Below are 14,591 nucleotides of genomic sequence, written 5' to 3'. Positions count from 1 at the left end.
GAATCGCCGAAGCGTTGACTGGAGGCCGGGGCTGCCCACAGGGATGTGGGCTGAGGGCGCGGCTTTCAGGGATGGAACCTCGCGTCCGACCCGAAAGTCGGAAGGCATAAGCTGAGGGTACCGCGTAACGGCGATTCTGCCGCCAGAGCCTGGGGGTGCAGGGGGCGGCGGCGATTGGCCGCCCCCTGCGCGCTCCTTGCGCAGCACCGTTTATATGGCATGAGACAAACAAGGAGCGCAACCGGCTAGAAAGCCGAACAGAATGGTTAACTCCACTGACAGGCAGCAAGCAGGAAAATGGGGATTTACATCTAAAAGACAGCGCAAACAGAAAGAACAACCCCCTTGTCAGCACCCTCACCACCGCATTTTTATCCGCCTCCCTTTCCAGCCAATTGTCAATTCTTCGACTATGATCGTAAATCATGGCTGTCAGTCATTCGGAGCGCATGCGTATGAATATCGTGACATCTTTACAGGATTTTTTTAAATACTCTGAAAGACATTCACTATTTTCATTTGCTACAATGTGTAAATCGAGATTAAGGATGTTCTCATGGTCGAACCTCCCCTCTCTTTAGCAGTGGATAGATTGGCAGTTAACCTTAACTGTTTAATTGCCTTTGCATGGAAAAAATCAGAAATCTTTATCTGCTTCTTTTCACGCCTTGATCTTTGTCATTTAAAAAATGATTTAACCAGCGTTTTTTACTCCGCCAGGGGTCTCCCCTCGCACATGCCTAAAAATAGCTCACCGGTTAATCAAAATGGCACAAAATATAGAATAATCTTATTAAGGAATAAGATAAAAAATGCTTAGTCATCGTATCCGAATTAAGCGGCGAGGATATCCAATTGTTGCCAAACTCATTGATTTTTTATCAATGAATTTTTCATCAATATTATTTTTCTACTTATTTTCGCAACAAGATTTTTACAATGGCATAATCTTTAGCGTTTTGTTTTCAATTGTTTTCCTGCTAATTGGCGAATATACCAGCGTTTATAGCTATCGAATTAAAAGCCTGCGTCCTCAAGAGTTTACGCGCCTCGCGGGCACCTGCATTTTGTCATTCGGCTTTATGGAAGTGCTTCGAGTATCATTCAACTACTTCAATGACTTGCATCTTACCGGCCTTTGGGATTTCCCACTTTTCCCACCGCCGCTATTGCCCTACGCCGTGCCACTTTTAACGCTATTAATTATCAGACTAATATTACTCAAGCAATTTCGTCAAAAAACAATACGCGTCGCGATTGTTGGTATGACTCCTGCCGGCTTGGCCGCCGAAAATGAATTGTTAAAAGAATATAGCAGCGAGAAAATTGATCTCTCCTATTATGACGACCGCGATGAAAGTCGTTTTGGTTATCTCACTCGTGCGCCTTATCGTGGAAAAGTAGACGATCTGCTGGAACGAGCACGCAAAGGAGACCTGGACGAAATTTATATTGCATTACCGATGGCCGCCGTTCAGCGTATTCGTCATTTTATTGCGATGTTATCGGATACCACCGTTGATACCTTTATTGTTCCCGACCTTTATTCCTACAGCACCCATACCACCGAAGTTCGTATGATCGGTAATATGCAAGCCGTCAGTATCCTTAGCTCTCCCTTTGATGACGGTGGCGCAATAATTAAGCGAGCGGAAGATTTAATTCTCGGTACCATAATAACGATTCTCATTTCCCCGCTCATGTTGATTATTGCACTTGGGATTAAGCTCACCTCACGCGGCCCGGTTATTTTCAAGCAGGATCGCTACGGTTTAAGCGGTCAAAAAATAACGGTGTATAAATTCCGTTCCATGCGTGTAATGGAAAATGCGGACGTTGTCATCCAGGCGACAAAAGAAGATCCGCGCGTCACCCGCTTCGGCTCTTTCCTGCGCCGTAAATCCCTCGACGAACTGCCGCAGTTTATCAACGTCCTACAGGGCAGAATGTCCATCGTTGGGCCGCGCCCTCACGCCGTCGCCCATAACGAAGAATTTCGCCAGATTGTCGATAACTATATGATTCGCCACAAGGTCAAACCCGGTATTACCGGGCTTGCGCAGGTCAACGGCTATCGTGGTGAGGTGGATACGCTGGATAAAATGGAAAAACGCGTACAGTACGATATTGACTACATCCAGAACTGGTCGCTGTGGCTTGATATCAAAATCATTCTTAAAACCATGACCAAAGGCTTTTCCGGTGAGAACGCCTACTAGCGCGCTGCTGATAGCCGGTCTGGCGGCGGTACCTGCGGCATGGGCTCTGCCCGTGCCGAAGTCGCACATCGGCGTGGCCGGTATCGATGTTCAAAGCCAGGTCGCCGTCGATTACGGACAGGTAAGCAACGTCACCTATCAGCCGTGGGCGCAAAACGAAATCAGCTCTTCGTTTTACCACGTCAGCCCGCTGCTGCGCATGATTGGTGAGCGCTATGAAGACCGCTATCTGCTGATGTATTCCGGCGATTACAGGACGTATACGCAAGATAGCGCAGATAGCTACGCCAATCATTTCTTCCGCTTTAACGGCCAGTGGCGCTATGGCCAAATGCATGGACTAAGCCTTGATCTTCAGGACACGCTCGGTCACGAAGAGCGCGGGCGCGGTATTTCGGAAGGTTTTCTTCCGCAGCAGTTTAGTGAGTTTGGCATCAACAAACCGCTGAAAACCCGTTTTCTCAGTAATGAAGTGCGCTACAGCTACGGTGCACCGGAAGGTCGAGGCAAACTGGAAACCGCCCTGCTGTACAAGCAGCTGCGTTTTACCGACCTCGATGATGTCCGTCACGCCGACGGGGATTTCTATCAATACATCCGCGATCAGGAGTGGCATGAACCGAGCCTGGTGGTGGAACTGTTTGATATGTACAGCAAGAAAAACCGCTTTCGCTATAGTTTTATTACCAACCAGCGGCGTTATGAAACCAGCTCGCTAAAAGACAGCAATGAGTACTACCTGCTCTACGGCTATAAAGGGCAAATCACCGGTAAAACCAGCATTGATGCCAACGTATCGTGGCTTTATAAGCAGTTTATCAATGAGCCCGATGCCCATGATTTCAACGGGCTGAACTGGGATATCAAAATGGAGTGGAAGCCGCTGAAGCAGTCGGCGGTCGCCCTGCACAGCGCCCAGCGCATTAAAGATCCTTCCGAAGTGGGCGGCTACGTTCAGGTTACTGAAAATGGGCTGTCATGGACGCATCACTGGTGGGTCGACCGGTTCTCTACCACCGTCGATTACACCTACGTGATGGAGGATTACAAGAAACAGGCGAACAATCGTAAAGATCGCGACGGGGTGGTGACCCTGAGCGCGAGCTATGATTTCCGCCCCTCAATCAATTTCGAACTGAAGTACCAAATGGATACGCTGCGTTCCAACAAGAAGACCGACTCGTTCTTTATTGGGCCAAACTACGATCGGGAAGTGGACAGAACGCTGGGTTACGACAACCAATTGATTATGTTAACGGCCAGGGTACAAATCTAACGTGAAAAATATACTCGCGACGCTTCTTCTTTTATCCAGTTGCCTGCTCACGGCCTGCAGTACGCCAGTGCCGTTAATGGATCCCCCTTCCCAGGACAATCGTTACTGGCTGGGTGAAGGCGATCAAATCAATATTGCCGTTGCCGGCGAGCCGGACATGAGCATGCGCTTTTTACTCGATAGCAGCGGCACTATCAGCTATCCGTATATCGGACAGCTGCGGCTGCTCGGCAAAACGCCGGAAGACGTCAGCGCAGAGCTGACTCAGCGCCTGCGCGGCGACTATCTGCAAAACCCAATGGTGACTGTCACCGTCACGCAGTTCCGCAATATTTTTATCCTCGGCGAAGTGGAGAAACCGGATGGCTACCCGTGGCAGCCCGGTCTGACCGTCGAAAAAGCCCTGGCGCTGGGCGGTGGTTTTACCGACCGCGCAGATAAACATGACCTCAGCATTCGCCGCTCGGGCAGTAATGAACTGCTGGAAAACGTGGACGTTCGCCATTCGCTGCGCCCTGGGGACACCGTCATCGTTGGTATGAGCTTCTTCTGATATGAAACTATCCATGGTTGAGCAAGGAAAAAAGCTGGAAAACGTGGTTGAGTTCTCCAGATACACCCAGCAGATTCGCCGCAAGATCTGGCGTCTACTGATCGTGATGGTGGTGACCGCCGTCGTTGCGTTCCCGCTGATCAAGCTGATTCCGTCAAAATACGTGGCGACCTCGGCGGTGATGATCAAGGCGCTGCAGGACGATGCCACGCCGCTCCCGCAGCTGAGCCGTTACGACGCGACCCGCAGCGACTTCTATGAAACGCAGTACGCGCTGGTGCAATCCCGCGTGGTGCTGCAAAAGGCGATTACCGAACTGCAACTGGATAATGAACCGACCTTTAACGGCGGCTTTGATGCTTCGCAGAGCACGGCGGATAACGCCGCGCTGCGCATGGAAAAAGCGCTGAAAAATATGGTCAACAATCTGTCAGTGAGCGGCGTGCGGAACACGCAGCTGATTGATATCAGCTACCAGTCACCTTCCGCTGAGATGGCCGCTCGCGTTGCTAATGGGGTAGCGCAGGCTTACATCGACTACTCGGTGGAACAAAAACGTAAAGCGATCGAAGAGGCCCAGCGCTGGAACCAGCAGCAGATGGACCGCGTTCAGCAGCAAATGGTGGCGCAGAAGGCAGCGATTGATGATTACCTGAAAAAGGAAAACATGCTGACCTTCCGCGGCGTGGATGGTTACGAAACTGAAGAGCTGGGGATTATCACCAATCGCCTGGCTGACGCCACCCAGCGGCGCATTGCCGCCCAGTCGCAGTACGACGAGGTGCAAAAAGCGCTGGCCAAACACTCGCCGGAAGACATTATCTCGCTGCCGGATTTCTCCGGTCACGCGCAAATTCAGGATCTGCGCATTGCCCTCATCCAAACGCGCCGTAACCTCGCTGAACTGCGTAAACGCTACGGACCGAAGCATGACAAAATTCTGGAAGCCCAGGCCCAGGTCGGAGCGGTCAATGCCCAGATAGGCCAGGTTCTCAGCGAACTGGCGCGCGGCGCGCGTCAGCAGTATCAAGCGGCGGTAGATGACGAAAAACGCTATCAAACGATGCTGGATGGCCAAAAAGGCAACTTCCAGCAGTTGGCGAGTAAACGCGACCAGTACAACACCATGATGACGGCGTTGAATAAAACTCAGGAGCTGTATCAGACGCTTTACCAACGCGCGCACGAACAGGCGCTCTCCGTATCCCTCGATCAGCCCGACGCGGTGATCTCCGATCCGGCCGTACCGCCGGAACGTCCGGCAAAACCAAACAAACCCATGCTGTGGATTATCGTCGTCGTGCTGGTAACGCTGGCCTATCTGGTGTGGATTATCGTCGGTGCCGCGCTGAATAATGCGGTCACCCGCATGAGCCAACTGACCAAAAATCTCAACCAGACGCCGCTAGGTGAACTGCCCGCATTCCCGGCGGGCGGCACTCGCCAGCAAATGGTGCAGCGTCTGCTTAGCGATCCGCTACGCGCCGATCTGGTCCATGCGATTCGCACCCAGATTCAGCTGAGCGCGCCGTCGCCGCAGGTCATCACCATCGCATCCAGCGAAGCCGGTGAAGGCCGAACCCTTGTCGCCGAAGCGCTAGCCGCCTCCTTTAGCATCGACCAGAAAACCCTGCTTATCGATACCGACTTTATGAACAGCGGCGGTCTCTCGGCAGACAACGCGCCGGGCCTGGCCGAAGTCATCCTCGGTAGCAAAACGTTCGATGACGTTCGGATAAAACAAAGTGAGCGCCTGGATTTCTTGCCGCACGGCCAGCTTAGTGGCTCGGCGCTGCTGTTGCTTACCTCACCACAGCTCGCTTCGCTTCTCACCACACTACGCGCGCAATATCAGCGCATCATTATCGACACCTCGGCGGTTAACCAGGCTCAGGATAGCCAACTGATTGGCCGTCAGTCGGACGGCGTGGTGCTGGTGATTCAGTCCGCACGCTTGCAAACCAGCGAGCTACAGGCGGTGCTGGCGACCCTGAAGCGGGAGCAAAACGTCGTGACCGGTGCGGTACTCAATCGGGTCAGCCACGATAGCCTTGAAAGCAAAGAAGGCCAGCGCCTGCTCAACCAGCAGGTCGGTGAACTGATGACGCCGGTGAAATCACGATGAATTTACTGCGCAGTATCACCACCATTGCCAGCTCGTCGGTCATCTCACAGTTGATCGGTGCGCTGTCGATCTGGTTTATCTCTCACAAATACGGCATGGCAGAAGTGGGGATTTACTCACTGATCTACAGCATTGTTTTGGTCGGCGCGCAGGTGTGTACTTTTGCTTCACAGCTGCTGATCCCACGCCAGCCGGATGATGAACAGCTGGCGCGCAACGTGGTGTTCTGCGTGGTGCAAAGCGTGATTATCGCCGCGCCCTACGCCTTCCTGACCGCATGGCTGTTCCACCTCGACGTGCTATTCCTCTATCTGCTGACCTTAAGCTACGCGCTGGTGTTGGTGGCGGAGAACTTGTCGCTACGTACCGGCAATTACCGCTTCCTGGTGTTCCAACGCATGATGGTCTCGGTAGTGGTCATCGCCGCCCTGCTGATCACCTCGCGCACTCAGGCGTTCTATTGGCTGTGGACGGCCTCGATGCTGGTGCTGATTGTTGGCTGCATCGTGCGCACGTTTCGTCTTAGCACGCTGCGCTGGTCCCACTGGGGCGTTCGCAGCAACGTGGCGTTCTTTTGCGAGCACCGCCAGCACTTGAGCAAAGTGGGTACCGCGGAAGTGCTGGCGATGGTCAACAATAATCTGCCGATCATGCTAATTAACTTCTGGTTCTCGGCGTTGGTCGCCGGCTACTTCTCGGTGGTGATGCGCTTTTGCCTGTCGCCAGTCACCATTGTCGGCAACGCGGTTCGCAACTCGATCTTCTCAAAATGGTCGATGGATTTTCGCAACCACACCTTCAATTATCCGGAATACAAAAAAGTCCGCCGCCTGCTGCTGGCACTGGCGATCATCTGTACCCTGGGCGTACTGATCTTCTATCCGCTGGTGATGAAACTCGGCTTTAGCGCAGAGTGGATTGCCTCGGTGCCGTCGTCTCGCTACATCCTGCCGTATCTATTCCTGGCGCTGGCGATTAGCCCGTTGACCGTCATCGAACTGATTTTTGGCTCGCATTTTTACTTTCTGCGTATTCAAGTCGAGCAGCTCGCCATTACCCTACTGGCGTTTTTAGTACTGCCTTACTTCGGACAAAGCTACCCAATTGCCGTGCTGACGTTCTCACTGCTGACGCTGCTGCGCTACCTGTTTATCTGGCGACAGATGAATCGCCGCGCCTTTTCTCTTAGCCAACAGATGACGCAGCCATGAGCCTCAACAACGCACTCTGGATCCAGATCTACGCCATCCTCACCCTCTGCTTTTGCGGCGTGGTGCAGTACTTCACCGGCATTCTTGCGGTGCTGTGGCTGCCGGTGATCATGGCGTTTGTGACGACCGGAATGCTGTTGATCCAAACCCAGCGCACGCCGCTGGCGCTCGACCTGTCGGAAATGATGGTACTGGTGATTTACCTCTGTTTTCTGGTGCTGGCCCTCATCAGCACCTTTTTACAGGGTGGCGTCACCGTCACCATTATCGGGATTAAAAACGAAGTCGGCATGTCGCTGGTACTGTTCTGTCTGCTGCTGGGATTTTGCCGGGAGTCGCAGATTTATCGCATTAGCCGCGTGCTGTACTGGATTTTTTACGCGCAGTTTCCGCTGGTCATCTATCAGGTACTGATTGTGCTGCCCAAGCGCGTGGCCATGCGCGGCGAAGATGAAAAGTGGGACTCGGTGGTGGGTACCTTCGGCGGTGACCCAATGGGCGGCGGTAACACGGCGGTGATGGGGATGTTTTGCCTGCTGATTATGCTGATGAAGCTCTCTGAACTAAAACACGGCGTCACCACCTGGCGCTCCGCCGCGCTGCATATTGGCCTCGGGTTCCTGCTGTGTATCCTCGGCGAAGTGAAATTCATCATCCTGCTGTCGCCGTTTATGCTGGCGCTGGTCTGGAGTATGCCGTCATGGGTTAACGGCGTGAGCAAAGTGACGATGAAAAACCTGCTGGTCATTTTCGCGGTGATGGGAGGGCTCATCACCCTGGCGATTATGGTCCTCGCCGCCGGTTACTCGTCGGCCTTTGGCGGCGATGCGGGAAAAAGCTCGCTTAGCATCTTCCTCGACTCACTCGACTACATTTTCGATACCAATTACATCATGGCCGCCACCGGTGAACTGGGCCGTCTTACCACCATATTCTTCTGGGCACGCCACAGCGACATGTGGGGGATCTCCAGCATGCTGTTTGGCTACGGCCTGAACGCCACCAACAGCGGTAGCGCCGTCTCCGCAGGCTACCTGAACATTATCTTCCGTCTGGTGCTCGACTCCACCTCGCTGAGCATGCTGCTGTGGGAAGTGGGCATTGTCGGCACCACGTTGTTTATCAGCCTGCTGCTGTGGATTGTGCGTATCACCTGGCCACGCCCGATGCTGGCGCTCAGCCAGTTGGATAAAGAAGACGTGCAGCTACTGTGCTACGGCCCGGCGTTTACGGTGTTTATCATCGCCTGCCTGCTGAGCCTCCCCTACAGCCAGACATTAATGATTATCCCTTTATTACAGTTCCTGTTTTACCTGACGAGCGGCTCGGCACTGGTTATCCGCCGCACCGTCCATCGTTCAATCCGGAGAGAGTATGAATAACTCGCCTTTTATAACGGCCAGCATTAAGACATTTAATGAGGCAAAGGGCATTGAGAAGACAATCGACAGCATCGACCGCCAGCTGGCGGCCTATCCCCACGAAATCATCGTGGCGGACAGTCTGTCGACCGACAACACCCGCGAACTGGCCAGCGCCAAAGGCGTGACGGTGGTGTCGTTGGTGCATCCGGAAGAGCGCTGCTGCGGTGTCGGCCACCAGCTCGGCTATTTACACAGTCAGGGTGAATTTCTGCTGCTGATGGACGGCGACATGGAGCTGGAAGAGGGCTTTATTGACGCGGCGGTAGCGTTTTTACAGGCTAATCCGGAGTACGCTGGAGTGGCTGGTCGGGTAACGATGGACGAGGGCAGCAACTACGAGTTTAAGTCCCGTAATCAGCGTATCCATAAAATCTACCCGCTGGGTGACTGCGACCATCTGGGCGGCGGCGGGCTGTATCGCCGTAGCGCTATCGAAAAAATCGGCTATCTGACCCATCGCGGCCTGCACGGCTATGAAGAGGCCGAGCTGGGTCTTCGCTTGCATCACGCCGGCTACAAGCTGCATCGGCTCGATGTCCCCTATTTCAGCCATACCTCCCACGTGATGTCGACCTTCACCATGCTGCGCTACCGCTGGCGCAGTCGCTTTCTTAGCGGCCCGGGCGAACTGCTGCGCAGCGCATGGGGGAAACCGTGGTTTCGCGATGCATTGAAAATCACCCGTAACGAAGCGGTTTTTACCCTCTACTGGCTGGTCGTGCTGGTGGCGCTGCTGAGTGGGCACCTTGCGTTGTTCGGCCTATCCCTGCTGCCGCTGGTGCTGTTTGTGGTGTTAAAAACCGTTAAAAACCGCTCGCTGCTGGCAGGCCTGCACAGCGTGCTAAATCTGAGTGCCTTTTCCGCCGGGCTGATTCGCGGCCTGCTCACGCCGCTGCCGAACCCGCAAGAACCACCCGAAAATACCGTTGTTAGTCATCAGGATATCGAAAAATGAAAGTGCTCCTCGTCAATAAATTCTTTTTCATCAAAGGTGGCGCGGAGACCGTCTACTTTCAGGAGCGAGACCATTTAAAAGCGGCCGGCGTTCAGGTGATGGATTTCTCCATGCAACATGAGAAAAACATCCCTTCCGACTACGCAAAATGGTTTGTCAGCAATGTCGACTACCACGGTAATAGCGGGATGAAAGGCAAGATTAAGACCGCCATCGATTTTATTCACAATGCCGAGGCGTGCCGAAAATTCAACGATCTGCTGCTGAGTGAAAAGCCGGATATCGTGCATTTCCACAATATCTATCACCAGCTGACGCCGTCGATCATCGCCATCGCCAAACGCTTCGGCTGCAAAACTCTACTCACCGCGCACGACTATAAAATTGTCTGTCCGTCTTACACCATGCTGCGCGACGGGCACGTCTGCGATGCCTGCCTGAAAGGTTCGGTGTGGAATGCCTTCCGCTATCGCTGCCAGGAGGGCTCGGCGGGCAAAAGCCTGCTGCTGTCGCTGGAAGCCACCTGGCAGGATATTGCGCGTAATTATCACAAACTGGACGCCATTGTTTCGCCAAGCGCATTTTTGCGTGAACAGGTCATCCGCAAAATCACCGACGTTCCCGTCGACGTTATCGTCAACGGTATTGATGACACCCTGCCGATGGGCGATACCCGCGATGACGGCTACTTCCTGTTTATCGGTCGACTGAGCCGTGAAAAAGGGGTCGCCACCCTTGCCCAGGCGCATCAGCAGATGCAGCATCCGCTGCCGCTGAAAATCGCCGGCGATGGCCCGCTATATCAGGATCTGCGCACCCGCTTCCCGCAGGCAGAATTCCTCGGTTATCAGCAGCAGGGCGAAGGCCTCAACGAGCTGATTCGTCATGCTCGCGCAGTGATTGTCCCGTCTGAATACTATGAGAACTGCTCGATGTCGGTGCTGGAGGCCATGTCCTTCGGCAAGCCGGTGGTGGGCGGTAATATCGGCGGTATTCCCGAACAGGTCCGTGATGGCCAGGAAGGACGCCTGTTTGAGCCGGGTAACGTCGGCGAGCTGGCGGCAATCCTCGATGATTTATCGCAAGAGCCTGAACTCGCCCGCGAGATGGGCCTGCGCGCCCGCCAGCGGCTGGAAAACAAATACTCTCTGCGAGTGCACATGGACGCGCTGATGGCGCTGTATCAAAAATTGTTAAAGGGAAGCGCACATGACTAAGCGCATCACGGTACTCGGGACGCGCGGGATCCCCGACGTGTTAGGCGGCGTAGAGACGCACTGCCAGAATCTCTACCCGGCCATCAAAGCGCAGAACGATGTTGATATCTGCGTTATCGCCCGCTCCCCTTACGTCCCCTATCGCCGCAGCAGCTATAAAGGGGTAAAAACGCGGGCTATTTGGGCGCCGAAGAAAAAATCACTGGAAGCCATTATCCATTCGACGCTTGCCGCTATCGCCTCACGCTTTGATGGCTCTGATATCGTGCACGTGCACGCCATCGGGCCAGGGCTAGTGGTGCCGCTGCTGCGTCTGATGGGCAAAAAAGTGGTCTTCACCCATCACGGCCCGGACTACGACCGGCAAAAATGGGGCGATTTTGCCCGTAAAACGCTGATGCTTGGCGAGCGCTGGGCGGTGAAATACGCCAACGAAGTGATTGTTATCTCTGAAGTCATCAACAATTTGATCAAAGAGAAACATGGTCGCACCGACGCGCATGTCATCCCCAACGGCGCCAATCCTCCAACACCGGTTAACCCCGATATCATTGATGAGATCTTAGCGAAATACGGTTTGCGCCGCGGTGAATACGTGGTGGCGGTCAGCCGGTTTGTCGAAGAAAAAGGGCTGCACGATCTGATTGCTGGCTGGAAACAGGCCGATGTCAGCTGGCCGCTGGTGCTGGTTGGCGATGCCGATCACCCGACGCTGTACAGCGAAAAGCTCAAACATCTGGCCCAGGAAACACCGGGGGTGATTCTGACCGGGTTTGTCAGCGGCACCACGCTGCAGGCGGTGTTCTCGCAGGCGCGATTATTTGCGATGACCTCCTACCACGAAGGGCTGCCTATCGCGCTGCTGGAAGCCATGTCCTACTCGCTGCCGGCGGTGGTCAGTGATATTCCCGCCAATCTGGAGGTCGGGCTGGAAGCCGACGCCTATTTCCCAGTCGGCGATGTCGCCGCGCTGGCGCAGAAAATTGCCGAGCGTATCGACCAGCCTCGCCAGGATTACCAAAGCTACCTGACCCGTTACAACTGGGATACTATTGCTAAGCACACCATGCAGGTTTATCAACGGATTCTCAATAAATCAACAGGTTAATTTTGGACAATTCTGACAAACAGCAACGCGTTCTGGACAGCTTTTACCGTTCACTGGACCCGAAAACGCTCGACTCTTTGAGCGACGAACAGAAACGCGCGGTGGAAAATGCCGTGCTGGATATCACTCTGGTGACCCCGCACAAGGTGGATTTCCGCCGCAGTATTCCGCTGTTCACCCGACGCTACTATCTGGTGTTCTTGTTCGGTCGCGACTTCCGTCGCCGCCCGCGCGAAGAATCTACCCTGCGTCGTCTGTTCGTCTCTTTGCTGGTTGTATTGGCACTTATTCTCGGGCTGGGATCGCTGTTTATCACGCTGTATCTGATTAAATCCTGGCTCGGTATCGATATTTTCCAGAACTACCATCTGGGACTTTGGGACTGGTTGCTCAATCATCGCCAGTCTCTCTAACTTGTAAGGAGTGCACCATGCGCTGCCAGACTCTCGGTTCAGGCAGAATCATCCCGCTCATCTTCGCGCTGGCCTTTGCGTCATCATCGGCCAACGCGCAAAGCGCTGAGAACCAAACCACCGTACAGCCGAAAGCCATCAGCGGCCCGCTGACCAATCCCGGCAATGGGGTGGCAAGCTTCCACGACGGCTACGGCGAACGCCTGCCGCATTCTCTTTATCCGGATACCGGTATTGAGTATCAGCGTTATTACTGGAGCGACCTCGAACCCGTTGAGGGGCAGTACAATTTTGCGTTGATCGATAACGCCTTTGCGGTAGCGGCTCACCATAATCCCGCCATGAACGTGGGGCTGCGCTTTATGACGCTGGAAGAACCAGAGTCCGGCTCGCGCATTCCGGACTGGCTGATTAAAAAAGGCATTAAAGGCAGCTGGACCGCGGATGGTAAAACCTTCGTTCCCGACCTCGATGACCCGTTGTTCATTAGCTATGCCCAAAAGCTGTTGAATGCCTTTGGCAAACGCTATGACGGCAACCCGGAGCTTGCCTACCTCGATATTGGCATGGTGGGTTCGTGGGGCGAGTGGCATAACAGCAACTTCCCGAACGTGAAACCGCTGCTGGAACGCTACACGCCCGCGCAGCTGAACCGCTATGTGGACATGCACATTGCCGCCTTCCCGAAAACGCCGAAAATCATGCTGATCAGCGGCGGTGAAACGCTCGCCTACGCGGCGAAAAAAGGCGCTGGCTGGCGCGCAGACTGCTGGGGCGACTGGCACAACTTTACCCATGACTGGAGCCATATGCGCGATGATTATCCGCAGCGCCTTGCCGCCGCGCAGGCCTCCTTCCCGGGTTTCGACGACAGCTGGAAAAAAGCGCCGGTAAGCCTTGAGATTTGCGGCTACATGGCAGAGTGGCAGTCGGTGCAGCGCTACACGCGTGAACAGGTGCAGGCCACTTACGATTGGGCGCTGAAGCATCACGCCAGCACGCTGAATCTGAAATCCCGCGAAGTCCCTGCCCAGTATCGCGACATTGTTGATAAAGCGCTGGAAAAAATTGGCTACCGTTTCCGCGTGGCTTCCCTGACTCACGACACCCTTGCCCAAGCCGGACAATCGCTGAAGCTCACAACCCAATGGACAAACGACGGCGTTGCGCCTATTTACCTGCGCTATCGCGTAGCGTGGCGGCTGCAGGATGCCAGCGATAATACCGTTGAGCAGTCGATGACCAATGATGATATTCGCCAGTGGCTGCCCGGCCAACAGGCGACCCAGTTCACGCTACTGGTGCCAAAAGATCTTAAACCCGGCCGCTATCATCTCGACGTGGCGCTGGTCGATGAACATCAACAGGCCCGTATCAAGCTCGCCAACGAAGGGTTGCGTAGCGACGGCTGGTACCGTCTGTCGATTGTCACTATCCAATAAGGAGGCCTGAACATGGCAACCAATATGCAACGCGCCTGGCGGGAAATTGCCGGCGCGGGGGCCTTAAAATCCAAAATGGCGATCCTGCTCTATCGCATGTCTACGCTGTGGCGCAGCCGCAATCCACTGGCCAAACTGCTAGGGCTGCCGTTTGTTATCCTCAATAAGCTGATCGCCGAATGCCTGTTTAGCGTCGAAATTCCGCACCATGCGCGTATTGGCTACGGGCTGAAAATTTTCCATCCGCACGCGATAGTGATTGGTCGCGATGTGGTGATAGGTGAGAACTGCACGCTGCGCCAGGGCGTGACCATCGGCAACGTCACGCACCGCGATGGGACCGTCAGCGCCAGCCCGGTGTTGGGTAACGATGTGGAGTTTGGTGCCAACGCGATAGTGATTGGCGCGGTAACGATTGGCGACGGCGCGACGATTGGCGCAGGAACCGTAGTGACCAAAGATCTGCCAGCGGGAGCGGTTGCCGTTGGTGCAGGGTTTAGGGTGCTGACGCCGCGTGGGGATGCATAGTCTCAGCCGTTTGCGTGGCTAATATTTGGCAGTTGAGTGCACGATTCCGTTCACTTGGTGTTTTGTAGAACATGAAACCCACTGCACCCGTGAACGGGCTAAGGGGGGCGCCGCGCCCCC

Annotated in this window: 12 protein-coding genes; all 12 read left to right on the top strand. The window is 54.4% G+C overall.

Annotated elements, in window-relative coordinates:
• Window positions 1-812 precede the first annotated feature (812 nt).
• The 12 genes from KP80_RS21060 to KP80_RS21005 are packed head-to-tail and all read left to right on the top strand — an operon-like array spanning window position 813 to window position 14,471.
• On the top strand, window positions 813-2,219 hold the full coding sequence (locus KP80_RS21060; protein WP_052285595.1) for an undecaprenyl-phosphate glucose phosphotransferase: 1,407 nt from the start codon (window positions 813-815) through the stop codon (window positions 2,217-2,219).
• Window positions 2,203-3,495, top strand: a complete 1,293-nt coding sequence (locus KP80_RS21055) for an outer membrane beta-barrel protein (protein WP_231625944.1) — start codon at window positions 2,203-2,205, stop codon at window positions 3,493-3,495. The genes KP80_RS21060 and KP80_RS21055 overlap by 17 nt, the downstream gene beginning before the upstream one ends.
• Before the next feature lies 1 nt (window position 3,496).
• Entirely contained in the window at window positions 3,497-4,048 is a 552-nt protein-coding gene (locus KP80_RS21050) for a polysaccharide biosynthesis/export family protein (RefSeq protein ID WP_052285594.1), read from the top strand.
• A gap of 13 nt (window positions 4,049-4,061) precedes the next feature.
• Entirely contained in the window at window positions 4,062-6,173 is a 2,112-nt protein-coding gene (locus KP80_RS21045) for a GumC family protein (RefSeq protein WP_231625943.1), read from the top strand.
• On the top strand, window positions 6,170-7,384 hold the full coding sequence (locus tag KP80_RS21040; protein WP_052285592.1) for a lipopolysaccharide biosynthesis protein: 1,215 nt from the start codon (window positions 6,170-6,172) through the stop codon (window positions 7,382-7,384). The genes KP80_RS21045 and KP80_RS21040 overlap by 4 nt, the downstream gene beginning before the upstream one ends.
• A complete protein-coding gene (locus KP80_RS21035) occupies window positions 7,381-8,766 on the top strand; it encodes a hypothetical protein (RefSeq protein ID WP_052285591.1) in 1,386 nt (461 codons plus the stop codon). Before KP80_RS21040 ends, KP80_RS21035 begins: the two co-directional genes overlap by 4 nt.
• Window positions 8,759-9,763, top strand: a complete 1,005-nt coding sequence (locus KP80_RS21030) for a glycosyltransferase family 2 protein (protein ID WP_052285590.1) — start codon at window positions 8,759-8,761, stop codon at window positions 9,761-9,763. Before KP80_RS21035 ends, KP80_RS21030 begins: the two co-directional genes overlap by 8 nt.
• Entirely contained in the window at window positions 9,760-10,980 is a 1,221-nt protein-coding gene (locus KP80_RS21025) for a glycosyltransferase family 4 protein (protein ID WP_052285589.1), read from the top strand. Before KP80_RS21030 ends, KP80_RS21025 begins: the two co-directional genes overlap by 4 nt.
• On the top strand, window positions 10,973-12,088 hold the full coding sequence (locus KP80_RS21020; protein WP_052285588.1) for a glycosyltransferase family 4 protein: 1,116 nt from the start codon (window positions 10,973-10,975) through the stop codon (window positions 12,086-12,088). The genes KP80_RS21025 and KP80_RS21020 overlap by 8 nt, the downstream gene beginning before the upstream one ends.
• 2 nt (window positions 12,089-12,090) lie before the next feature.
• Complete coding sequence (locus KP80_RS21015) at window positions 12,091-12,501, top strand: hypothetical protein (protein ID WP_052285587.1); 411 nt, start codon at window positions 12,091-12,093, stop codon at window positions 12,499-12,501.
• A 17-nt stretch (window positions 12,502-12,518) separates the two neighbouring features.
• A complete protein-coding gene (locus KP80_RS21010) occupies window positions 12,519-13,943 on the top strand; it encodes a DUF4832 domain-containing protein (protein ID WP_052285586.1) in 1,425 nt (474 codons plus the stop codon).
• Window positions 13,944-13,955: 12 nt separating this feature from the next.
• On the top strand, window positions 13,956-14,471 hold the full coding sequence (locus KP80_RS21005; protein WP_052285585.1) for a serine acetyltransferase: 516 nt from the start codon (window positions 13,956-13,958) through the stop codon (window positions 14,469-14,471).
• Window positions 14,472-14,591: the final 120 nt, after the last annotated feature.

This window comes from Kluyvera genomosp. 1 (assembly GCF_001266615.1).
GTDB lineage: Bacteria > Pseudomonadota > Gammaproteobacteria > Enterobacterales > Enterobacteriaceae > Kluyvera > Kluyvera cryocrescens_A.
This window is presented reverse-complemented; position numbering and strand designations above follow the sequence as displayed.

Excerpts from the sequence above, each read along its gene's own strand:
- KP80_RS21060 (WP_052285595.1), top strand. The coding sequence starts at position 813 with ATGCTTAGTCATCGTATCCGAATTAAGCGGCGAGGATATCCAATTGTT.
- KP80_RS21045 (WP_231625943.1), top strand. The coding sequence starts at position 4,062 with ATGGTTGAGCAAGGAAAAAAGCTGGAAAACGTGGTTGAGTTCTCCAGA.
- KP80_RS21040 (WP_052285592.1), top strand. The coding sequence starts at position 6,170 with ATGAATTTACTGCGCAGTATCACCACCATTGCCAGCTCGTCGGTCATC.
- KP80_RS21035 (WP_052285591.1), top strand. The coding sequence starts at position 7,381 with ATGAGCCTCAACAACGCACTCTGGATCCAGATCTACGCCATCCTCACC.
- KP80_RS21030 (WP_052285590.1), top strand. The coding sequence starts at position 8,759 with ATGAATAACTCGCCTTTTATAACGGCCAGCATTAAGACATTTAATGAG.
- KP80_RS21025 (WP_052285589.1), top strand. The coding sequence starts at position 9,760 with ATGAAAGTGCTCCTCGTCAATAAATTCTTTTTCATCAAAGGTGGCGCG.
- KP80_RS21020 (WP_052285588.1), top strand. The coding sequence starts at position 10,973 with ATGACTAAGCGCATCACGGTACTCGGGACGCGCGGGATCCCCGACGTG.
- KP80_RS21010 (WP_052285586.1), top strand. The coding sequence starts at position 12,519 with ATGCGCTGCCAGACTCTCGGTTCAGGCAGAATCATCCCGCTCATCTTC.
- KP80_RS21005 (WP_052285585.1), top strand. The coding sequence starts at position 13,956 with ATGGCAACCAATATGCAACGCGCCTGGCGGGAAATTGCCGGCGCGGGG.